Source organism: Marinoscillum pacificum (genome assembly GCF_024714495.1).
GTDB classification, from domain to species: Bacteria; Bacteroidota; Bacteroidia; order Cytophagales; family Cyclobacteriaceae; genus Marinoscillum; species Marinoscillum pacificum.
Window position 1 is genome coordinate 1 of record NZ_JAMZMJ010000002.1, and the last position, 23,740, is coordinate 23,740.

At 38.7% G+C, this 23,740-nt stretch carries 14 protein-coding genes; 7 read left to right on the forward strand and 7 right to left on the reverse strand.

Annotated features, from left to right (window positions below; translation table 11 throughout):
• Window positions 1-1,463, forward strand: a 1,463-nt coding sequence (locus NXS00_RS07080) for a helix-turn-helix domain-containing protein (RefSeq protein WP_258098455.1), incomplete at its 5' end; no start/stop codon positions are given.
• Window positions 1,464-1,489: 26 nt separating this feature from the next.
• Window positions 1,490-2,188 carry an RsmE family RNA methyltransferase gene (locus NXS00_RS07085; protein ID WP_258098456.1) on the forward strand — a complete coding sequence of 233 codons (699 nt, stop codon included), beginning with the start codon at window positions 1,490-1,492 and terminating at the stop codon, window positions 2,186-2,188.
• 2 nt (window positions 2,189-2,190) lie between these two features.
• Here NXS00_RS07085 and NXS00_RS07090 read toward each other — a convergent pair whose 3' ends face one another.
• The 3 genes from NXS00_RS07090 to NXS00_RS07100 form a co-directional block, all read right to left on the reverse strand.
• The gene (locus NXS00_RS07090) at window positions 2,191-11,757 is read right to left on the reverse strand and encodes a LamG-like jellyroll fold domain-containing protein (RefSeq protein WP_258098457.1); all 9,567 of its coding nucleotides are present in this window, start codon (window positions 11,755-11,757) and stop codon (window positions 2,191-2,193) included.
• A gap of 134 nt (window positions 11,758-11,891) precedes the next feature.
• On the reverse strand, window positions 11,892-12,350 hold the full coding sequence (locus tag NXS00_RS07095; protein ID WP_258098458.1) for a hypothetical protein: 459 nt from the start codon (window positions 12,348-12,350) through the stop codon (window positions 11,892-11,894).
• Between the two features lie 2 nt (window positions 12,351-12,352).
• Window positions 12,353-14,584: a Tex family protein gene (locus NXS00_RS07100; RefSeq protein ID WP_258098459.1), complete on the reverse strand. Its 2,232-nt coding sequence runs from the start codon at window positions 14,582-14,584 to the stop codon at window positions 12,353-12,355.
• 93 nt (window positions 14,585-14,677) lie between these two features.
• Here NXS00_RS07100 and NXS00_RS07105 point away from each other — a divergent pair, with 93 nt between their 5' ends.
• On the forward strand, window positions 14,678-15,274 hold the full coding sequence (locus NXS00_RS07105; protein ID WP_258098460.1) for a TlpA family protein disulfide reductase: 597 nt from the start codon (window positions 14,678-14,680) through the stop codon (window positions 15,272-15,274).
• Here NXS00_RS07105 and NXS00_RS07110 read toward each other — a convergent pair.
• Window positions 15,244-16,365: a glycerate kinase gene (locus NXS00_RS07110; protein WP_258098461.1), complete on the reverse strand. Its 1,122-nt coding sequence runs from the start codon at window positions 16,363-16,365 to the stop codon at window positions 15,244-15,246. The genes NXS00_RS07105 and NXS00_RS07110 overlap by 31 nt on opposite strands.
• A gap of 5 nt (window positions 16,366-16,370) precedes the next feature.
• Window positions 16,371-16,835 (reverse strand): SixA phosphatase family protein, encoded by a 465-nt coding sequence (locus tag NXS00_RS07115; RefSeq protein WP_258098462.1) that lies wholly within the window; start codon window positions 16,833-16,835, stop codon window positions 16,371-16,373.
• A gap of 123 nt (window positions 16,836-16,958) precedes the next feature.
• Here NXS00_RS07115 and topA point away from each other — a divergent pair, with 123 nt between their 5' ends.
• The 4 genes from topA to NXS00_RS07135 all read left to right on the forward strand — a co-directional run bounded on the left by topA (window position 16,959) and on the right by NXS00_RS07135 (window position 20,569).
• Window positions 16,959-19,292, forward strand: coding sequence for a type I DNA topoisomerase (topA, locus tag NXS00_RS07120; protein WP_258098463.1), 2,334 nt, complete (start codon window positions 16,959-16,961; stop codon window positions 19,290-19,292).
• Between the two features lie 72 nt (window positions 19,293-19,364).
• The gene (locus NXS00_RS07125; RefSeq protein ID WP_258098911.1) at window positions 19,365-19,808 is read left to right on the forward strand and encodes an RNA polymerase sigma factor; all 444 of its coding nucleotides are present in this window, start codon (window positions 19,365-19,367) and stop codon (window positions 19,806-19,808) included.
• Window positions 19,801-20,370 (forward strand): hypothetical protein, encoded by a 570-nt coding sequence (locus NXS00_RS07130; RefSeq protein ID WP_258098464.1) that lies wholly within the window; start codon window positions 19,801-19,803, stop codon window positions 20,368-20,370. The genes NXS00_RS07125 and NXS00_RS07130 overlap by 8 nt, the downstream gene beginning before the upstream one ends.
• 55 nt (window positions 20,371-20,425) lie before the next feature.
• Window positions 20,426-20,569 (forward strand): bacteriocin class II family protein, encoded by a 144-nt coding sequence (locus NXS00_RS07135; protein WP_258098465.1) that lies wholly within the window; start codon window positions 20,426-20,428, stop codon window positions 20,567-20,569.
• A 1,075-nt stretch (window positions 20,570-21,644) separates the two neighbouring features.
• On the opposite strand, the gene dnaN is transcribed toward NXS00_RS07135, so the two are convergent.
• Both dnaN and NXS00_RS07145 read right to left on the reverse strand, forming a co-directional pair.
• Complete coding sequence (gene dnaN, locus NXS00_RS07140) at window positions 21,645-22,769, reverse strand: DNA polymerase III subunit beta (protein WP_258098466.1); 1,125 nt, start codon at window positions 22,767-22,769, stop codon at window positions 21,645-21,647.
• 68 nt (window positions 22,770-22,837) lie between these two features.
• A complete protein-coding gene (locus NXS00_RS07145) occupies window positions 22,838-23,740 on the reverse strand; it encodes a DUF4340 domain-containing protein (RefSeq protein ID WP_258098467.1) in 903 nt (300 codons plus the stop codon).

Sequence of the window (23,740 nt, forward strand, 5' to 3'; positions counted from 1 at the left end):
TGGTCGTTGGATTGTTCGGAATTCTGGAGGCAGATGCTCAAGAGGATACTGTTACCATCACATTTATCATTAATGATCTACCCGCTAATACACCGCATGATGCTTCCATCTACCTTGCGACAGATGTAGATGGTTGGTTTCCCGACGTTACAGAGCGTCGATTCGAAAAAAAATCGGATGGAACATTATGGCTAATTCTTAATGAGCCTGCAGATACAATCAATTATAAAATCACTCGAGGAAGTTGGCATTCTGTGGAAGCTAGAAATGACGGAAGAGCTTTGCCAAATCGAATAGTGATTTCCAATGGTCAACCTCAAACTGTTCACCTCACCATAGAGACATGGGAAGACATATCCCTCGGCTTTTATACGGCTTATATGATATTTCTCGTTTTAGCTGCACTACAAGGGCTATTACTAATGATTGTGGTCAACACCATCAGAAATAAGAACAAGCCCGCAAATACCGTGTTATCATCGTTATTGCTCTTGATTACTATCTCTCTTCTTGGCAGGGCTGCTATTTTGGATCCAAGAGTTTTTAACTGGCAACCTAAACTGATATTTCTACCAGAGTTAATCTTATTCTCCTACGGTCCGGCATTTTATCTATATGTGCACAAACTACTGAGAATTAAGACGAAAAAGAGTTTTATCGTTCATTTCATACCCAGTATTATTCAGTTAGCGCTTTACCTTCCTTTTTTGATAGCTTCGGAGCAAAAAATCATCTATGACTTAATTGACAAAAAGCTATTCCCTTATTTCGCAGTTTCAGGTGCCATTGCATTGTTCTTCAATATGGGATATTGGTTTTTATCAAGACAATTAGTTAACAGTTATGTACTCGCAGAGCACAGCAGCGAAAAGCAAGGTCATTATTTAAAATTCATAAGAACCATCCTAAAATTTAAACTTGCCTATTTAACACTTTGGTTTTTTGCTGTCATCATTTATCTGATTGGAAAATTTAGTGTTTTGGACACTCTGGAATATGTCGAAGTAATTATCGATACTTTATGGTTGGCATTTTCTTTTATCATTTTCACTCTTGCTTTCTACGCCCTTAAATATCCAGAATTACTACAGGTAAAGAAAAAATATCAGGACTCCAAGTTTGACCAGGATGAAGCCACCTTAGTTCAATCTAAACTAATCGAAGCATTGACTGTCAATCGAATATACCTTAAACCTGATCTAACCCTGGAATCAGTAGCACATTCGATACCTACCGCTAGTCATACGCTATCCAGAGTTATCAATGAAAAATTTCAACAGAATTTCACTGAACTAATCAATAGCTACAGAATTAAAGCATTCATAGAACACATTGAAAAACACCCAAAAGCCTCCTATTTGGAAGTGGCATTTTCAGTAGGTTTTAATTCAAAACCCACCTTCAATAGAGTATTTAAAAAATTAAAAGGATGTACTCCAAGACAATATTTTAAACAGTCTTAATTTGTGTTGATTAATTTCGAGGCAATATGATCTACTTCTACCATCCCGATATTGTCAAAGGCTCTTTTGAACTACCAGAAGAAGAGCATATGCACTGCAGTAAAGTTTTGCGTAAGACAGCTGGTGATAAAGTTGGGATATATGATGGTATTGGAGGAGATTACACCATTCAACTAACTGAAGTCAGTAAAAAGGTAACCAGATTTGAAGTAGTTGAGAAAAAGCAACTACCCGCAAAAAAGTTTTACAATCATATAGCCATTGCACCCACCAAGAATATTGATAGAATAGAATGGTTCGTAGAGAAAGCTTGTGAACTCGGTGTAGATGAAATTAGTTTGATTCTTACCAAAAACTGTGAGCGAACGAAGATCAGAATTGATCGATTGGAGAAAAAAGCCGTAAGCGCATTAAAGCAATCCAAAAGTGGTTATCTCACTAAAATCAATGATTTAGTCAAATTTGATCTGTTTCTAAAAAACACCAGTGCTGATTCAAAATTCATCGCAGTAGTGGAGAATAACCTCCCCTATTACTCGAAAGTAATTCGACCTCACAATTCCATTTTAACGCTTATTGGTCCTGAAGGAGACTTCACACCAGAAGAAGCATCCAAAGCATTTACATCAGGGTTTGAGAAAATCAGCTTAGGTTCTAGTACCCTAAGAACAGAAACGGCCGGACTTGCGGCCGGCCATTTCGTGAATATGATCAATGAGTATTGAGTCTATTTGACCAATACTCTCATTACTTTCTTGTTCTCTCCCTGTACAACGATAAGGTAAAATAATCCTGAACCAACTTCACCTTTTCTAAAGTCCATTTCATATTTTGCTGAGCCAATGATTGGAGTCTTCACTACTCTATCCAAGGTACGGCCAGCCACATCCATTAAAACCAATTGAATATCTGAAAGCTCATCACCTGACTTAATGATTAGTCCAATTTGATCACCCTCGACTGGATTTGGATATACTGTCACATCCAATCCTTTAAAGTAATCATCATTATTAACCATCACTAATCCACTGTATTCATATTGACCGTCGTAATCAACCTGTCTCAATCTGTAGTAGTTGATACCGTGATAAGGTGAGTAATCTTTAAACTGATAATCAAGCAATTCATTAGAATCTCCAGCACCTTTTACAGTTCCGATCACTTCAAATTCCCCATCGGCATTGATTCGCTCAACTTCAAAACGATCATTACTAATCTCAGAAGCTGTCTGCCAGTCCAAAACCACTGTACCATTGTCAGCTAAGCGAGCTGTGAAGAATACAAACTCTACCGGAAGTGGTACAGGTTCGTTAGATCCTAAGGTCACGAAATTGGTACTGAAACTTAAGTCTGTATCAGAAACGATTGATCCTCTTGAAGCCGTCATTCCGCTGTAATTTAGGTTTCCGTTACCATAACTTTCCCAGGTCTCATCAACATTGTCCCATACCATTACCCTTAAGTATTGCCATTCATTCCAGGTTGCTCCCACATCTGAATCACTATCCCAGTAAGGTCTAACATCCGCAGTAGCAGGAGACGCCACTTCTACTTCAAATACATCTTCTCTAAATAAGGTTGAGTTAAGGTCATTCTCTTCACCACCCCATGTTGAGAAGTCATAAGAAGCGTTAACGTTGGTAATCAATGCGGTAGTACCTGGATCTTCATCATGATACTGAACTGACCAATCTTTTGTACCCGTGTATCCCAGGGTATTACTAACCTCGAATGGCTGGTATACAGAACCAGAACCAACAGGGAAAAGCTGACGGTCAGTACTTGTTTCCAATCTTCTTTTCAATGGACCATTTACAAATGTTGTACTACTAAAATTCCCAGTTATGGTACCTGTATTGATTACAATTAATGAATTATCGGCGTCTGTAACAATTTTACCATTAGTTAGTACCAGGTCCTCTACTTCTACATTGTCATTTGTAGCATTTAGGACTGTCAAACCTGCCGCATTATTGACTCTCAAATAACTAATCATTTCAGAGCCTTCAAAAGCTCCATCAATAGTTTGTTGGGTGGATCCGTTAAGAATGATTCTCGCATTATTATTATCACCATCGAAGGTTGTAGCGGTTTCTTTGATAATATCTCCTTTAATTCTTAATGTGGTATTATCACCCATTGTTAATGTACCAGCATCAAGAATCTCCAGGTCTTCACAGATATCAAATGACGTCCCATTCGTTATCACTTTTTCTCCATCACCAGATACTACCAATCCTCTCAAATTATTAAATGGTAAAGCCAAATCAACGCTATTTCCAGAAGTAACTTCTAACTCCAATATTCCACCCTGAGTACAACCAGAATTAGCTTCAAATGAAGCATAATCACCGGCAGGTAAAGCGTTCGTATTATACAACTTCAATGTCCCTTCACCTTCAATCGTACCTAAATTGACTCCTGCACCTGTAATAGTAAGGGTTGCACCTGTCTCTATTGTAACCTTTCTGAATCTCCAAAATTGATTTGTCAGGTCAAGAGTGAAATCTCCTGCAACTGTTAAATCCGGAGATTCTCCTAAACTTGGTACTGTACCACCATCCGCAGTAGCAAATGAACTTATATCCGTAATACTTCCTGATCCTAATGTCCCGATAGTGATATACTCAGGCACAATATCTGGAATTGCTCCACCGCACAGGATTACGTCAGAGTCATCTCTTGTTATTCCAGCGGTATAAGTCCCTGTAATATCAGTACTAGTAAAGTTGGCGTAATCAGCGGATACACTATTCTTAAACATGATAACATTGTTCGTTTCATCAAACAACGCTTCACTGTATGCCTTATCCCATGCTGAACTATTATTTAACAATCTCGCAGGAGCATAATTTGTCAAACCTAATCCTTGTGTATTATTAACAGACTCAAGCGCATCTACATGATACAGATAAATTGAGCCATCAAAATCTGTAATATTTGCAGATCTAATCAACCAATAGAATTGAAGGATATTCTCTGTATCATCATAGTCACTATTGTCACCAAAACATGTCTCATCACTATCATCCGAAATACCACCCGCAATATCTTCAATTGGTTTTACAGTTATCTGACCTGTGTTCCCCCCTGACATACCTGTAATATTGATTTCTGCCGGAGTATAATAGTTCAGACCTACAGGATACAAATAAGTTCCAGTATATGAATCATTGAACACCTTACGCACTCCATTATCCGTAATACTCGCATTCACTGAAATCATACTATTCTTATTAAAACCGGATCGATCTGTTGCACCTAGACCGTTTTCAAAGTATGCACTTTCATTCATCACCAATAGGTTACCACCGATATTGAAAACTCCAGAGGTTAGAACAATTTTATCGTTTACAGCGAAAACTCTTCCATCACCAGGAATCTCTAAGCCATTTGAATTATCAAGTGTCATTACCCCAAACTCACCAGTATCGGTTGATGTATCCAGATTCTGTCCGCCAGTACCATTAAATACAATACCAGGCCCTACCGAACTACTCTGATGAGTCCCATCAAGTGTCATATCTCCTTTCAGATTCACAGCATAGGTATCAGTAGACATTGTACCATCCAGAAATTCTAAATCATTATCGACGGTAATATTCTTCTGAATATCAAGCGTACTCGATCCGTCTTTAATAAGATTATAGAAATTTGTGATTCCAGATCCTGAAATAGATTGGTCAACCCCTGATGCGAAATAAGTCGTTTGCTGATTGATGTCTGTTCCTCCATTTTCAAACACGCCATCATTCACTAAATCTTCATTGATAGTCAATGTAAATCCATTGGCATCGAACGTTCCACCAGTTTCAATTGTCAAACTATCCAATTCTAGTGAAGTATTGAATATGACTACCGTTGGAGAGTTATTTCCGGTAACTAAGATTTTATTCAATGGTACATTGGAGTCAATTCCAATTTGACTTTGACTTACAGGAGTGTCGGAATTTCCGAATGTAATTGTAGAACCACTCACATCTAGATCATCAGTATCAGGTTTAAGTATAAACGAACCTACAGTTGATGAACCATTTTGTCTTACTATGGTGAATTCTCCCCCAGTGTGCGTAAACTCACTTCCAGAGTTGGTTAATTCAAACACTCCTCGTGTATTTTCTGGGGCAGCTTCAATACCAAATCTGGCAATACCTCCAGTCTGAGTATAGTTTAACAAACCAGTCACCGCGGTTAATTTTCTTCTTAATTGAGAACCAACTAATAGAGAACCATCCGTTACCTCGATAGTGGCATTATCAGAACTACCATATTCAATAAAATTATTGCCATTATCTCCAGTAATTGCCATATCAAGCGTACCACCAGAGACTCTCAACAAACCGTCAAGGATAATTCCAGTATCATCTCCAGAGATGTTCGCTGTACCTTGCTTGATCTCAAGTCCACCAGAACCAGAGGAAGCGTATGTATTTAAAGTATTTGGTAAATAAAGGTCACCTTGAGTTCCATCTGCCAAAGTGATATCCAGTGATGGGTCATCAAATATGAGTAAGCCATTGAGTATTTCCACTGGTGCCGCTCCTAAATCTGTTGGTTGTGGCAAATTGATCTCTGAAGCTATGGTGAATGTATTCGAGAGATCAGAACCTTTATTCATTACTATTTTGTAAAGGTCTGGAACAAGTACACTCCCTCCGGAATTAGTAATATTAGTCGTCCCATCATTTTCTCCAGTAAACTCCAGGATAATACCTCCTCCACCAACATTGGCTACCAAGTCGATTAAAGGATCTGCCCCATCTACACCGTCTTCTCTTTCCTCAACTACTAAATCACCTCCCAATTTAATAAGGTGCTCTACTGTTGCATTGTCATCAATGAGTAATTCCGCCTGCTCACCCCAGCCAGAACTAGTACCAACTAACAAGCCTAAATCTCCTGCTATATCTAATGTCCAGAAACCTGTTTCAGGAAAAGTCACCCTAGCATCATTATTTGCCCCGATATTAACATCTCCAGCAACAGTGATCGTTTCTGTGGCACCATCCTCCAACTCAAAGTCAACCGTTGACATGAATATCATATCTCCATTAACAGTAATTGAATGCCCTAAAATTAAATCGTAACTAGGTGGATCAGATTTATCGCCAGAGCGATTACCAGCAAATGCCAACGTTGGAAACTCACTCAAATCGGTAGGGATTGTCAATGTCCCTGAAGGGCTATGTTTCTTATATTGGAACTGGTTTTCAGAGAAACTTGCCCAATCTCCAATATCCGCAGTAAATGTATAAGTACTAGTCTCTATTTCTCTTATAATTTGAGAAGTTGTACCAGCTTCTCCTTTTACTATACCCAAGTCCACACTATTGAGGTCGCCATTTGTTTGCATAACCAATGATGGACTTCCTCCACCATTAAAAGTTACTTCCTCCACCTCGATATCATCTGGATGAGATGACTCTTCACTTATTATGATAGTATGCGACCCATCAGAACTATTACCAGCAATAAATACAACATCCCCAACTTGTGGGTAGTCTGAAGCTGATGCTCCTTCATGCTTATTCGTTTGATCAGTGGACCATGTACTTGACTGATGCCAATCACCATCTCGTCTACTGTAATATATCTCAGGAGAACCAACAAATCTTGTAGCCTCACCAGCAGTATAGTTACCAGCTTCTAGTGCGAACCCTGTACCCGGCCATGGAGTGGTCCAGTTGTTATCTACATTGCCCTGTCTATATACGCCATCATTAGTTCCTGAATCTATTTCATCATTGGCATCATCAACTGTTGCGTCAATGTTTACTCCGTTGAACATGATGATATTTGCTGGGTCAGTACCTACGATGTTACCAGCATTTCCAGTCCCTCCACCATCTTTTACTGCTTGAGCTGTACCATCATTTGACCTTAAGTAACTCCCATTAGAAACAACCTTGCCAGGAACATATAATGTTTCGTCACCGGCATCTACATCATTATCATCGTATTGGAATATCCATGAAACAGTCGGGAGACCTCCATCAAAACCTTCTGTACTTACGTTCCAATAATAAGAAAGTATATCTCCACCACTCAAATCAGTCGTTTGAAGTTCTTTATCCACTAGACGAACTGTCACATATTCATCACCACTATAAGTCACACCTGCATCATCTACAATATGCATAACAGCCGGCGTATATCTCTCTGTAGAGTTGGCTGCAGTACCAATTGGGAACCAGACTCTATCCGGTGTATTATAAACCTGACCATCATCGTAGTACGAGGATCTATCAACAATATTATATTCTTCAGTATAGTTGGCATCAGGAAATGATGGCGTACTACTTTCATAAAGAGTAAGAGATCTAGGTAATTTAATAGATAAGCCACCATCAGATGCATTACCGGCCATTCGGATATAATTACTCGTATTATAAATGCCCTGTCCTCCTACAGACGGAATGAAACCACTAGATGATAAATCTAAAAATTCGAAAACATCAACTTTCAAATTGTGGGTTCCAATATCAATTATTCCAGCAGCATACTGTAACCTACCAACTTCCAGGTCACTTGTTAAAATGAACTCATAACCATCGTTATTAAGCTCCAAATTTCCAAAAGTGGCTCCGTCTGCAGAAGTAATGGTTACATCATTCTCTGCTCTGATGTTGACAGTTCCTTCTTTTCGTGTTACACCATCATCATAGACAAAGCAGTTACCATTATTCGTAACTGAACCAAGTAAATACATACCATAACCTACAGGGTCTCCAACATTTCCAAAATCATTCCCATCCCCTTCAGTCAATTGAAGTGTATTCACTGGATCATTTTGATTTAGTGTTCCATTTAGTAACTCAAACTCATTAGTTACCACAACCAACCTTACCGCATATCTACTTAAGTTCTTACCTCCATTCGAAGTTTTGTACAAACTAGCGTTACTACTAGGACTTCCATTACCTTTACTAGGGTTCTTTGCAGATAAAAACAATACAGCATCTTCTTTATCAATTACCCAATTGTAAAATGGCAAAGTGTAGATACCGTAAGTTTCATCCCCACTACCAAAACCTGATGGCCATGGACCTGTGTCAGGGTATTCAAACTCAACAAGGGAGTTGTTATAGGTAGTAATATCACCAACGTATAACATAGCATTTTCACTACCATTCATGGTTACAGTGGCACTACCAGCATTGCTACTACCATCCCAAGCCCATACATCTAATACGCCACTATCTCTTATTAAGAGGTCTCCCCCAACTTCCAGATTAACACAATTGTTTCCTGGACATAAATCCAGGTATCCACCATAGGTGTTTGAACCAGAAGTTCTGGTTGTACTCGTCTCAATCGTCAGATCATTCAAAACAATAACATCAGGATCTGTAATGGTACGATCATCTACTCCACCAGGGCCATTAAGTAATGTTTGAGCAACAACTTTTGCCGTAGTATTAGTACTACTATTGAGAATTTTTAGGTTCCAGAAAGGAGCCTTTGACGCAATTTCGGAATTACCTGTTACAGTAGAGTAAAGGTTGACTGTCCCGCCCTGTACTTTAATATTATCCGGATTAGAATTGATGAATAACAATCCACTAGAAGTTGCATCTTTTACATTGAGCGTACCTCCAGTCATAGTGAAAGCGTTGCCTTCATAAACCAGGCTAAATCGAGCATAATCATTATTCGCTGATCCCGCTGCTGTTCCTAAAATCGGGCTTTCCGCAGCACTATAATCCCACACATTGACAGTACCACCAGTTTGTTGAAAACCTCCCTGGGCGTTGACTCCTTGAATAGATGTTCGGATTTGACTAACCCAAACTTGTCCTCCAGAAACATTAATTTGGCCGGCATCTCTCGTTGTAATACCACTACCAGATGGCACTTCAAGAATACCTCCGATTACTTCTATAGTTCCATAAGGAGTAATTGCTGCTCCTCCTGTTTTGGTAACCATAGCGCCATTAACAACTAATTTAGCACTAGACCCGATAGAGTAGTTTCCTGTTGTATTTAAACGAACATTCACATTAGTTCCTAAACTGACTGTACCAGTAACAAGTCCAAGAGCATTTTCATTTTGTGAAGGAATAGTGATATCAGAATTTGTGTCATCATTGGCATATCCTGTCAAAATAAAGTTACCAGGATCATCTGCCTGAATAAAGGCCGTGAAGTCTGTAGATCCTTTAACAATTTCTATCCTGTAGAAATAAGTGAGTCCATTACAATCTACTCTTTGATCATCAGTAGTACTGATTAGATTAAGGTCTACTACACCATTTGCAGATTCACTAGTGTAGTTAATAGCAGTTCTATCAGAAAATTGTGCCGTTCCTTCATTTAAGAAGTTACCGTATAGGTTAAATTCATGACGTGTATTTGAAGAAGCTACAAAAGCTGTACTTACACGACCATCTTGAGATCCTCCATTATTTTCAACCTTAAAATCTCCTAATACAGTAAAAGTCCTGTTCACTCCAGATCCATCTCCAAATTGAAGCGTTCCATATCTCACATTGAAATCTCCGTTGATTGTCAAATTTGCCCCCAATTGAACAATGTCTGTAGGATTATCTAATAAGATCCTTACGTCCTTGAAAGTCTCATCTTCATTAAATTCAAGACCTGTACCTCGAACGGACAGTAAACCACCATTGATTGGATTACCAAAACCATTTGAAGATACAGTATTACCTTCTGGAAAATTACTCACGCCACCATTTCCACTAATCCTAATTGTTCCTTGACCATCAATCTGATTGAAATCATGGCCCGTAGTTGTGGAAACAATTAAAGTACCATCGACAGTGATACTACCTATTGCAATATTGTCGGTAGTCATCGTAACAGTTTTACCTGTGCGGATAATCACATCATCTTCAACTCCTGGGGTTTCATTGGATGGATTATTTGGAATAGGTGCGGAACCAGCATCTAATGTCCAAGTGGATGCATCAGACCAATTTCCGTTCTGAAGAACATACCACTTTCTTGTAGTGATTTGGGTTCCTCTACCCAAGGTATAATATCCAGTTTTTAATCTACTTGCCGGAATGGAAACAACTATCTGATCAGAATTCTCTAATGCATATTCATAAGCAAATACTCGGGAAAAATCATCTGACGTATTTTCTCGATATAGCAAAACATAGTCCGAAGAACTACCAGAAAAGGCCAACCCGGCTTCAGAAAAATCAAAAACAAATTTCGTATCAACAGTAGCAGCATCAATCGACCCACCTTGACTAACTTCGAAGTAGTAATCTTTAGCCCACCTGTTGGTTATATCCCCACTTACTATATCCGCTGATGCAATATTAGCAGTGCTTGCATCAGAATGTGATATAGCAGAATTATGAGCAAAAAGCACAAACTCATTACTATTATCAAGCCCACTCACTGCTTCCAGCTGCAAACCACTAGAAAACCCGGACACATCATGAAGATTTGATCCATCTCCTGTTCCTATTCCTCGAATATCAGCATCATATGAAGATGAATAATCCGTATCGTTTCCAAAAAAGTCATTAGCAATTGTAAGTCCATACTTTTCCGCTAAATAGTTTTCAACAACAAGCCTTTCTCCACCATTAAGGGCTGTACGGTACATAATAAGCTCAGCTATTTCTCCATCGAAATAGGTTCCGTAATTGTTATTCAACGCTCCAATGAATATGGAAGATGTCGAATTGTTAATAGTACCCGTTTTTGACCCTGACGCCTCCTGATCGGAATCGATATGCAATTGTTGCAATGCACCGGTGAATGTAGCTGCAATTAAGTTGTCACCTACCGACAAAGCATTGGCAGAAACTACCCCACTGTTACCTGAAGTACGAGTATTTAGTCTTAATGTATTTCCTGTGTAAGTGTATAAATAATAGGATTCCTGAGATCCATATGATGTTCTTTTAGAAAGAATCCCTCTTGGGTCGTCATCAGAAGAGCCTTTGTAATAAACAGCGAGAATCGTAAACTCGCTTAGATTTAAATCAAAATCATCATCATCAGGATGAACTAGATATCTTTCGGTACCATCGAAACGAACAACGTTATAAGAACCGGATGATAAACCATCATTTCTAAAAACAGGAACTGGGTCAGCACCTTGCTGAACAAAATCATTGCCATTTCCAGACACATCACTCCATGTAGTAATTGGATCATCATTGACTAAGGAACCAGAAAGTGAAGATGGGTTTTGTGCATCAAGCCAAAGAATGTTACTACTGGTATTACCTACCCCTGCTGGCCCTGTTTGGGAAAATGTAGGAATAGATAAAGCTCCAATGACGCTAATCAGAATAAATAGACGGTACATATGCATTTCGTGTTGACAGTACTAAAACTGATGTCTCTCAAACACAAATCTTCCTAGAAATACCTAGATAATCAAATATTATCGACGAACAATACTATTTTTTTAGGCAAAATGCTTACTTTTTTCTCGTAAGACTATTCCTGAGTAGCTACAATCCCAGTTTTTCTTCCACTTTTTACAAATTCCATATTTAAATAGCTTGAAGTCAGTGATTTTACGAAATATCGATTAATGGTTCCATTTGACAGTTCAACATACAAACTATCAGTAAAATAACCACTACCACCAGAGGCTGTTAATTCTCCCAAAAAGGTGGTGTCATATGTCAAACAATCTCCAAGTTTTCGTAATTCATAGCTGGCTATGGAATCGCTGGTGATATATGCGAATGCAAAACGTAGACTATCTGCACAAGAGGTCATGACCACTTGATTATCATCTTCGACCCATTCGGTAACCAACCAATTTTTACTATCGCCATCAGTAAGCATGTATTCTACCTGATATGGCCAGTAACCCTCGGGCAAATAACCATCATCACAAGCCGAAAGTCCTGCAATTACTAAAACCAGATAGAATACCGCTTTTTTCAAAATCAACTGTTGAATTTACCTTTTAACATAGCCAGTTTAGCTTGAAGGTCACCTTCTGGCTCCTTTTCTTGTCTTCTCTTTTGCTTTGGAGCAGGTTGTCCAAATGGATCAGACTTCATAGAAAGTGAAATTCTCTTTCTCGGCACGTCTACTTCCAGAACGGTCACATTTACTTTTTGCTGAAGTTTTACAGCTGATGCCGGATCAGACACAAAATTATCTGATAAGTGACTTACGTGAACCAATCCATCTTGATGCACCCCTACATCAACGAACGCTCCAAACTTAGTTATATTGGTAATGATTCCTGGAAGTTTCATTCCAATTGTTAAGTCTTTTATTTCGTGAACGTGATCAGCAAAAGCAAATGCCTCAAACTGCTCACGAGGGTCACGACCTGGCTTTGCTAATTCGTCAATAATATCTTTAAGTGTTGGTAATCCAACCGTATCTGTGACGTATTTCTTCAAGTCAATACGACTTCTTAGGTTTTGATCTCTCACCAAATCCTCCACAGAACAACCAAGGTCTTTTGCCATGGTATTTACGGTTTCGTATCGCTCTGGGTGTACAGCACTTTCGTCCAACACATTAGAGGCTCCTTTGATTCTCAAGAAACCAGCAGCTTGTTCAAATGCTTTATCACCTAACCTTGGAATTGCCTTTAACTCACTTCTGCTTTTAAACGCTCCATTGGCATCACGATGCTTTACAATGTTCTCCGCTAATTGAGGTCCTAAACCAGAAACGTAGGTTAATAATTGCTTACTTGCAGTATTCAACTCTACGCCTACACCGTTCACACAACTCATTACCACGTCATCCAATGAGTGCTTCAGCTCATTTTGATCTACATCATGCTGATATTGTCCTACACCGATAGACTTTGGATCAATTTTTACCAATTCCGCCAAAGGATCCATCATACGACGACCAATTGACACAGCTCCCCGAACTGTAACATCGTATTCTTTAAACTCTTCACGCGCTACTTCTGAAGCAGAATAAATGGATGCACCGCTTTCATTTACCATTGCAATGATGATGTTTCTAGGTAGTCCTAGTGACTTCACAAATTGCTCTGTTTCTCTACTTGCTGTACCATTACCAATGGCGATAGCCTCAATGTTATGTTTTTGTGCCAATGCCATTACTACAGCACCAGCAGTATGCTGATCATTCTGTGGAGCATTTGGATAGATGGCAGTATTTTCCAACAACTTTCCTTGACGATCCAGACATACAACCTTACAACCTGTTCTGAAACCTGGATCGATGGCCATAACAGCCTTTTGCCCAAGAGGTGCAGCCATCAACAATTGCTTCAAATTTTCAGCAAATACAGTGATCGCTTCAAGATCAGCAGCCTTTTTACTTTCCAGACGCGCTTCAGTTTCGATACTTGGCTTGATTAAACGCTTGTAAGAATCCTTCAAAGCGATTTCTACCTGCTCTGCAGCTGCATTTTGACCCTGAACAAACATTCTACTCAAGGTATCAAAAGCCATTTCTTCTGGTATAGAAGTATCCATCATTAGAATACCTTCTCTCTCAGCCCTTCTAATCGCTAATAATCGGTGAGATGGAATCTCTTTCAAACCCTCTTCCCATTCGAAATAGTCCTTATATTTACTTCCTTCTTCTTCTTTTCCTTTTAGCACGCGTGAGCTAACAACTCCTTCTGACTTAAATAGTGCTCTAACTTTCTTTCTCGCATCTGCATCTTCACTGATCCACTCAGCAATAATGTCTCTTGCTCCCTGAAGTGCAGCTGCTACATCTTCTACTCCTTTTTCTTCACTAATGAATTGCTCAGCCTCTTGCTCAGGCATTAAGCTGCCTTGCTCCCAGATAACTTTTGCCAAAGGTTCCAATCCTTTTTCTTTGGCAACTGATGCTCTTGTTTTTCTTTTCGGCTTATACGGCAAATACAAATCTTCCAATACAGCCATTGTTTCAGCTGCTTCTATTTTAACTTTCAGCTCAGGGGTTAGCTTACCTTGTTCATCAATTGACTTAAGTATAGCATCTCTTCTTTTATCCAAATCACGAAGCTGCGCAATTCGATCACGCACATTTGCAACTTCCACTTCATCCATAGAGCCAGTAAGCTCTTTACGATATCTGGAAATGAATGGAACGGTGGCTCCTTCGTCTAATAGGTTAATAGTTGCTTCCACAAATCGTGGTTGCAAAGAGAATTCTTGGGCTATCTTAGCTATGTAGTTTGTCATAAGGATTTTAATTGGGCGCCAAAAATATCATTTCTAGGAATTTATCGGCAAGAATTATGTTAGGAATCTAAGAATAAATTTAGTCAAACAATCATGGCAAAAAAGACCTATAAAAGAGAACTCACTGAGTGGCTGATTATTGTGGTGGTTGGCCTAACGCTTTACTTCACTGGTTTACATACTGAAGCAATAGGTTTATTGCAAAGAGGACTACTTGCCACCGGAATCATTCAACCCAATAAAGTAGAAGAGGATAAGTCAGCTGATTATAACTTTTTACTGACTGACATCAATGGTGAAGAAGTTTCTTTCTCTGAATTTAAAAACCAAACTGTCTTTTTGAATTTTTGGGCCACCTGGTGCCCTCCATGCATCGCAGAAATGCCGGACATTGATGATTTATATCAGAAAAAAGGCTCTGAAGTCTCTTTTGTCATGATTTCATTGGATGAAAATAGAATAAAAGCAAAAGAGTTTGTAGAGCATAAAGGGTATGATTTCCCTATCTATTATTTAAAAACCGGATTACCAAAAACATATAGCACCTCTTCAATCCCTACTACTTATGTAATCTCTCCTGCAGGACAAATGGTGGTTGAGAATCATGGAATGGCTAAATACGATACCGAGAATTTTAGAGACTTGTTGGATGAACTGAATCAATCAGCTAACACCAGCCTGGCTAACTGATAAGCGGTTCGCTCCAAGTTTACATAGGTATACTTCATGGCAGTTGAAAGATCCATCGGTCCATTGATGATAGGCAAAACCACATCAAAATAATCGATGGGCTCTATTTCTGTATTGACAGACCCTGATAGTCCGATCACCTTCAAACCATGTTCTTTGCCCAGTCGAGCAACAAGTCCTGGTCCTTTCCCAAAATTGGTTTGTTGATCTATTCGGCCTTCTCCAGTAATGAGTACATCTGCGCTTTCAAGCTGCTCTTTGAATTTTGCCCATTCTAAAATTGTATCGCCACCTGGTATCAAACGTGCATCCAATGCTCCATTTAAAATAGCTGCCACTCCACCAGCAGCGCCACCATGTTCCAAATCATGAACTTTTAACCCTCTACTCTTTTCGATATGATCAGCCAAAGATTTTAAAGCATCATCAAACCACGGAATATCTCGCTCTTCCAATCCTTTCTGAGGACCAAAAACTCGAGCAGCTCCTTCATCACCGAGCAAAGGATTGACTACATCACAGAGTATATGTATTTGACATTGGTCTCGAACCTCTGTCAATACATCCATTTTGATTTCTGAAATTCGTTTGATATCTGATGGTTTCGGGTTCTCAATAACCTTTCCTCTGAGATCAATAAACTCCACTCCAAGAGCATCTAAAATTCCAATTGCTCCATCAACCGAAGCACTTCCTCCTATCGTCAAATAAATTTTAGTAGCACCTCGCTTTAAGGCATTTTGTATCAATTCACCTGTGCCGTAGGTGGTTGCATTCCATGGATCCAGTTCCTCTAATAATCGGATACCTGAGGCTTCTGCAAGTTCAATAATTGCCAACTTCTCATCATCATGCCAACCATATTTCGCTTCAACAACAGAACCGCATGGACCAGCCACCTCTCGAGTATAGATCTCAGCATCTAAGTACTTAGCAATCACACCTAGTGAGCCATCTCCCCCATCTGCTATAGGCAACTCCACACATTCAATATCATCAGACGCAAGTTTGAGTCCTCTAGCAATGGCTTCAGCAGCATGTTCGGCACTTAAAGAACCTTTAAAGGCATTGGGGCAGATTATGACTTTCATTGTAGTTAATGTATGGTACCAGATCCCTTTGTTACTTCATTCCAGTGATCACATTCAAAATGAATCTCAATTAAATTTCCTGGAGACATTCCAGTATTTCTACTTGTAGTTAGATAATCACACAAATAACTTATTCCAGGATTGTGCCCAATAAGCATGATATCATTTACTTGATCACTTGTCTCTGATATTAACTGAAATAATTGATTGGTGGTTGCTTCGTAAATTGCATTAACATAGTCTACATTGCCTTCGTAATTAATCCCAGTGGTTAGGATATTACATGTTTGCATGGTACGAATTGAAGGACTACAAATGATTTGATCTATATGTATTTCTTTAGCTTTGAGTTGGATTGCCAGTGCAGCAATAGACTGCTCTCCTTCTTGGGATAGCGTTCTATCATAGTCTCTCATATTAAATCCACTCACGGCATGACCGTGCCTCAAAAGGAAAAGTTTCTTAACCATTTTGGTAATATTGTGTTATGCGTGTAAGGTAGCGATTATAACACCTCGTTGGCTTACACCTCTTGAAATCTTTAGTTAATTAATAAAATTTAAAGATATTTACCGCCTTAAAAATTTTAAAACATGGCAAAAAACCTGGTTATAGTAGAGTCTCCAGCAAAAGCGAAAACGATTGAAGGGTATTTGGGTAAAGATTACCAGGTAAAATCTTCCTATGGTCACGTGAGAGACCTCCCTAAGGATGATTTTGCTATTGATATAGAAAACAACTTCGAACCCACCTATAAAGTATCTGCTGACAAGAAAGAAGTCATCAAAGAGCTTAAGAAACTTTCTAAGGATGCTGATACAATCTTCCTTGCATCGGATGATGACCGTGAAGGAGAGGCAATTTCATGGCATTTGCATCATGCACTAGAGCTTGATGATTCTAAAACACGAAGAATTGTGTTTAGAGAAATCACCAAAAACGCCATCCAGAATGCCATCCAAAATCCAAGGACTATTGATCAGGATCTGGTAAATGCGCAGCAAGCAAGAAGAATTTTAGATCGTTTGGTTGGTTACGAATTATCTCCAGTTCTTTGGAAGAAAATACAAGCGGGTCTATCTGCTGGTAGAGTACAGTCAGTGGCAGTACGACTCGTAGTAGAGCGTGAGAGAGAAATCGATCAATTTACCCCAACTTCAAGCTTTAAAGTAACAGCTCTATTCGATTTGGGTGGAGGGAAAATACTAAAAGCCGAATTACCTAAAAAATACGAATCTGAATCTGATGCATTAGCTTTCCTACAAAGCTGTACTTCTGCAGAATTCAGCATTGAGAACCTGGAAACTAAACCAGCAAAAAAATCTCCTGCTCCTCCATTTACCACTTCCACTTTGCAACAGGAAGCGAGTAGAAAGTTAAGTTTCCCAGTAGCCCTGACCATGTCAGTTGCGCAGAAACTATATGAAGCTGGTAAGATTTCGTACATGAGAACGGACTCCGTAAACCTTTCCAACGATGCGATTGCAAGTGCAAAAGGAGAGATTACCAAAGCATACGGTCCAGATTTCTTCAAGGAAAGACATTTCAAAACGAAGAGTCAAGGTGCACAAGAAGCTCACGAAGCTATCAGACCAACAGACTTTTCTACTCACGAAGCAGGTAAAGACGATAAAGAAAGAAGACTTTACGAACTAATTTGGAAAAGAGCTATTGCTTCTCAGATGGCTGAAGCCGAGTTAGAGAAAACAACAGCAACCATTGGCATCAGCACCAATGATGAGAAGCTTGTAGCCAAAGGTGAAGTCATCAAGTTTGAAGGATTCTTAAAAGTATATATCGAATCAACTGACGATGAAGATGATGAGGAACAAGCAGGAATGCTCCCTCCATTAAATATTGGTCAGGTTCTAGACTTGAAAAGCATGCTTGCGAAAGAAGGATTCACTAGACATCCTCCAAGATATACTGAAGCAAGTCTTGTTAAGAAATTAGAAGAAATGGGTATTGGTAGACCTTCTACCTATGCACCAACTATCTCTACTGTAATCAAGCGTAACTACATCGCCAAAGAGAATCGTGATGGACATGAGCGTAATTACAGAGAAGTTCTTCTTGCAGGTGGAGACATCAAAACCGTAACTCAAACAGAGATTACTGGCGCAGAGAAAAACAAGCTCTTCCCTACCAATACTGCAATGGTCGTAAATGACTTTCTGGTAGAATACTTCCCTAATGTGATCGACTTCTCTTTCACAGCGAAAGTAGAGCAAGAGTTTGATGATATTGCTCATGGAAAAATAGGATGGAGAGACATGATCAAATCTTTCTATGGCGGTTTCCATTCAAAAATTGAAGATACAGAACAGCTGAAGCGCTCTGAGGTGAAAGCCGGAAGAGAACTTGGTACTGACCCAAAAACAGGCAAACCAATCATCGCTAAGCTTGGCAAATACGGTGCTTATGTACAGCTCGGAGAAATGGAAGACGAGGAAAATGGAGGTGAAAAACCAAAGTTTGCAAGTCTGAGACATGGCCAGCTAATAGAAAGTATCACATTGGAAGAAGCTGTGGAACTATTCAAATTACCACGTGAAGTAGGTGAATTAGAAGGTGAGGTAATGACAGCCGCGGTTGGGCGATATGGACCATATATTCGTCATGCTGGCAAGTTCGTTTCATTGAAGCCAGAGCAAGATCCATTAACTATCACCGAGGAAGAGGCAGTTCAACTAATCCTTGCTAAAAGGGAAGAAGACGCCAACAAATACATTAAAACGTTTGATGAAGACGATACCGTATTTGTATTGAATGGACGCTACGGACCTTACATTAAGTTCGGAAAGAAAAACGTTAAGATCCCTAAGGATAAGAAACCTGAAGAACTTTCTTTTGAGGACTGTAAAGCTTTAGCTGAAGCCACTCCTGAGAAGAAACGTGGTGGAGCTAAAAGGAAGACGAAAAAATAATTCGTCCTCTGTAAGAAAACTTACCTAACCTACATCTAACCTATTGTGTCTAACCTGTTCTTTAAGTCATTCGTGACGGAAAATATGGGAATCATTTCCCATATCTGCCGTGCTTATGCGTCTGACAATGAAGAATTGAAGGATTTGATACAAGAGGTGACCATCCAACTTTGGAAATCACATCAAAAGTTTCAGGGTAACTCTAAAATATCCACTTGGGTATATCGAGTTACCTTAAATGTCTGTTTGGCCATCAACCGAAAGAAAAAAATCGATACTGAGCCTATCAAATCTTTAGATATTGAGGATCAGATTGACCATACAGAAAAAGAACAAATTGACCTGCTTTATAAGGCTATCAAACAGTTAAACGAAAGTGATAGAGCGATAATAGTGCTTTATCTAGAGAAAAAAAGTTACCAGGAGATTAGCGAAATCCTTGGTATGACTGTTTCTAATGTAGGAGTGAAAGTAAATCGATTAAAAGATAAACTGAAGACAATGATCAATGGCTGAAGATATTGACATCATAGCGCTTTGGGAGAAAGGGAAATCATACGATTTAAGCCCTGACATAGATGTAGACCAAACGATCAGCAAAAGATCTAAGGGTACTCTTTTTTGGATCAGGGTAATCTTGACTATTGAGTTTTGGATCAATGTGGCAGCTATTCCTGTCTTCACTTATTTCCTTTTGATTCGGGACAAACAATATATATGGGGAGGTTTAGCTGTAATAATTACTCTCGTCTATCTATTTTACTATCAATTTTTAATTCGTCAGATAAAGAACTTTAGCTTTGAAGATGATGTGCGAACAAGCCTTAAAAAGTTATATGGCTACTTAAGGTTCTTTGTTCTTCATTATAAGGTCGTACTCTGGCTTAGTTTTTTAATAAGTACAGTTCAACAATATTTCAAGGATTCAATTCCCCTTATACTATGGTTGACAGAGAATAGTGTGGCAATTTCAATTATAATACTTCTTGGGATTTTCTTGAATTACCTAATTGATTTAATCTATGGCCGAAAAATTCGATATCTTAGAAACATAATCAATACTTTCAAATCATTGTAGCTTGCGGTTTTTAAAAATTATCCTTTATCTTAACGGTATAACTAATAATAATTCTATGGAAAACTTTGAAAAATTAAGTACTGAAGAACTTAGCCAAGTAAATGGAGGAGTAGGGTGGCTAATTGCTGCTGCCGAATGGGTAGGAGAAAAAACTGTTGAGGCCGCTGTAGCCGTCTATGAATGGATTGAAGAAGAATAATTTATTCTTCAATCTAGATAATTAATGAAACAAAGGCCGTTTCAATTATATTTGAGACGGCCTTTTGATATTAAGTACACATATGTCTTTACATCATCATCTCAAACACTTTAAGTGAAGAAGCCGTGATTTATGTCAGAGATCTTTAGTTGACCATACGCTTCAGAAACTTCTCCCAAACAGCTTTTACAATCTGAATACATAAAATTAGATATTAACCAACTAATTATAAAGACTAGAGAAATCAATAATTATTACTAAATACGTGTTGAAAAACAAGTAGTGTTCATAGTCCAATCTAGATAAGGCCTTCAATTATCAGATGATACAGGCCTCATGAGGCGTATGAAGTCTTGAGGTATATTTAACGCACTGAACGCCCTTTATCCCAACAACATCCAAATATAGTGTTGCTCAATCTGCTCCTTGTTCACAACAAGCCCTTTTTATCCTTTAAAAGCCAAGCATACATCACAGCTATTCCTCTTTAAAGCAATAATATAAGTAGTAATAATCATCATCAACTCGGAATCAGCAGAAGGCCTATAATAAATCATGAAGCATTGCTTTCACTTGAGTTTACATTGAAGTATTGTACTTGATTCCTTTTACTAACATTAATCTGCTTTCAGATAGAGGTCTCAACGCAGTGCGTCTTTCGAACAATCCGATTGAACTATTTACTCTCCATTTTTATCGGACAACTGAGTTATTTCATCTAATGCTTACACTTTTTTCTTTCCTATCTTCCCCAAAAACACTGAGTTGCTTTTAATGACCTCATAAAACCAACTTAAACTTGAGTTCAATGCGCACTTTTTCTTACCCTAGTCTGTCATTTTTGTTACTTTTCCATGACTAGCATACAGTCACTTATCAGGCACTATCAGTACTTGTTCGTCAATCAAACATTACTTTTGAATTCTTTCAGTGGAACCCCTACAGACTCAACCAAATCCTCAAATTCTCTGTCGTAGCGGGTAAAGGTCTCATCTCAAAACGTAGCTCCTGATGATTTCAATGATAAAAAAAGCCGATTTTTCAATCGGCTTTCAATTCTTTCAGTGGACTTCTATTACACGTAATTATTCAACATTACTGGCATTACCAATAGAAGGATATCTTCATTTTCATCTTTCTCAACTGGGAACAAGATACCTGCTCTGTTAGGAGCATTAAGTTTCAACGTAATTTCTTTCGCGTCAAGATTGTTCAACATCTCGATCAAGAACTTAGCATTGAATCCGATTTCGATATCCTCTCCATCGTGCTCACAAGAAAGTCTCTCATTTGCTTCGTTTGAGAAATCTAAATCTTCTGCAGAAATCATCAACTCGCTACCAGTAATTTTCAACCTTACCTGGTGAGTTGTTTTGTTCGCATAAATAGCGATACGCTTTAATGAACTCAACAACTCTGCTTTGTTGATATTCATAGTATTTTCATTATCTGAAGGAATTACGTTCTCGTAATCTGGGAAACGCTCATCAATCAAACGACAAATCATTTTTACATTATTGAAACTGAAGAATGCATTCGATGCATTGAACTCCAAATTCACATTGGTATTTTCAGAAGGCAATGTCGCTTTTAAAAGTGTCAATGCTTTTCTTGGAATGATCATACTGTGAGACATATCTGAAGCGATATCCACTCTTCTGTATCTGATCAATCTGTGACTATCTGTAGCAACGAATGTAGTATTAGTCTCATCTAATTTAATGTAAACACCAGTCATTGCTGGTCTTAGCTCATCATTACTGGTAGCATAGATGGTGCTATTAATTGCCTGAGCAAGTACTCCAGAAGACATGTTTACAGAATATCCATCAGACACTGTTGGTATCTTAGGGAAGTCCGTAGCATTCTCTCCTGATAGCTTGTATCGACCATTATCCGAATTGATCTCGATGCTGTAAGTATCTGCATCAATAGAGAAAGTAACTGGTTGCTCTGGCAAGTTTCTCAAAGTTTCCAATAAGATCTTAGCTGGAATAGCAATACTTCCATCCTCCTTTGCTTCCACTTCTAGCTCAGTAATCATACTTGTCTGCAAGTCTGAAGCAGTGATAGTCAAGGTACCATCGCTAATTTCAAACAAGAAGTTTTCAAGGATAGGCACAACCGGATTGGTAGTGATCACACCATTGATCGCTGAAAGCTGCTTAAGTAGATAGGATGATGATACTATAAATTTCATTCGTTCGAGATTTCAATTGGGCGTCAAATTTAAGAACAAAATTTGAGATTTAAAGGCATACTTCAAACTCAGTCTTCAATCTCAAAATCTTTATTTTGTAAAAGGATTTGTGACATGCGTCGATCATCCACTACAAACATGGATTCGTCATAAGTCATTACCAAATAAATCCTATCTCCAGGAAGTTTTGGATAGATCTCAAGCATTATCGGCAGATCGTAATTAATCGACTCAATAGTCAATTTAGCCAATACAGGCTTGGTAGACAGACTATCATATTGTTCAAATCGCCCTTTACTCACCCATTCATTGGCCTGGAAGTACTGAAATTGATTCAAATACTCTACTACTGCATTAGAATCCAATTGCTGAACACCTTCAACCAGGAAAAAATCTTTATCAAATTTGATATTGATGTCTTTCTTGCCCTCATCAAGGTAATCCAATTGCAAATTCTGAATAGTTCTCCAACTTTCATTCAACACCAAACGATCTCTCCATTGGTCTTTCTTCAATTCAAAAATACCTCCGACATACTCATTGTATCCAGGAATTTGAACTTGATAAACTTCATCATCTCCGTCCATGGAAAAGTAAGTTCTCGTTTTAGTTGGGTTACCCCAAACATGATAAGTCATCGGTTGATCACCAGAAATCTCAACCTTAATTCCCTCTTCTTGTGGGATCTCAACAGGCTTCTGAACTCTCACTCGATTCAATATGGAAAACAATAGACGATCAAGGTTTGGATCCACTGCATATTCTTCATCAACCAACCATTGTCCTTGAGGTCCTCTGGATAATTTGATGTCGTTCAATTTGATAAAAGAAACTCCCGCCGTGTCCATTAAGGCAAACTTTTGCTCATTGAAAGACACTCCTGACGACTTCCCTCCTACAAATAAAAAAATGAGGTTGGAAATTAATAGCAAAACGAATACCCCCAATAACTTCTTATTCTTCCCTTTCAT

Coding starts and splice junctions, on each gene's coding strand:
- NXS00_RS07085 (WP_258098456.1), top strand. CDS start 1,490: ATGATCTACTTCTACCATCCCGATATTGTCAAAGGCTCTTTTGAACTA.
- NXS00_RS07090 (WP_258098457.1), bottom strand. CDS start 11,757: ATGTACCGTCTATTTATTCTGATTAGCGTCATTGGAGCTTTATCTATT.
- NXS00_RS07100 (WP_258098459.1), bottom strand. CDS start 14,584: ATGACAAACTACATAGCTAAGATAGCCCAAGAATTCTCTTTGCAACCA.
- NXS00_RS07110 (WP_258098461.1), bottom strand. CDS start 16,365: ATGAAAGTCATAATCTGCCCCAATGCCTTTAAAGGTTCTTTAAGTGCC.
- NXS00_RS07105 (WP_258098460.1), top strand. CDS start 14,678: ATGGCAAAAAAGACCTATAAAAGAGAACTCACTGAGTGGCTGATTATT.
- dnaN (WP_258098466.1), bottom strand. CDS start 22,769: ATGAAATTTATAGTATCATCATCCTATCTACTTAAGCAGCTTTCAGCG.
- NXS00_RS07130 (WP_258098464.1), top strand. CDS start 19,801: ATGGCTGAAGATATTGACATCATAGCGCTTTGGGAGAAAGGGAAATCA.
- NXS00_RS07135 (WP_258098465.1), top strand. CDS start 20,426: ATGGAAAACTTTGAAAAATTAAGTACTGAAGAACTTAGCCAAGTAAAT.
- topA (WP_258098463.1), top strand. CDS start 16,959: ATGGCAAAAAACCTGGTTATAGTAGAGTCTCCAGCAAAAGCGAAAACG.
- NXS00_RS07145 (WP_258098467.1), bottom strand. CDS start 23,740: ATGAAAGGGAAGAATAAGAAGTTATTGGGGGTATTCGTTTTGCTATTA.
- NXS00_RS07115 (WP_258098462.1), bottom strand. CDS start 16,835: ATGGTTAAGAAACTTTTCCTTTTGAGGCACGGTCATGCCGTGAGTGGA.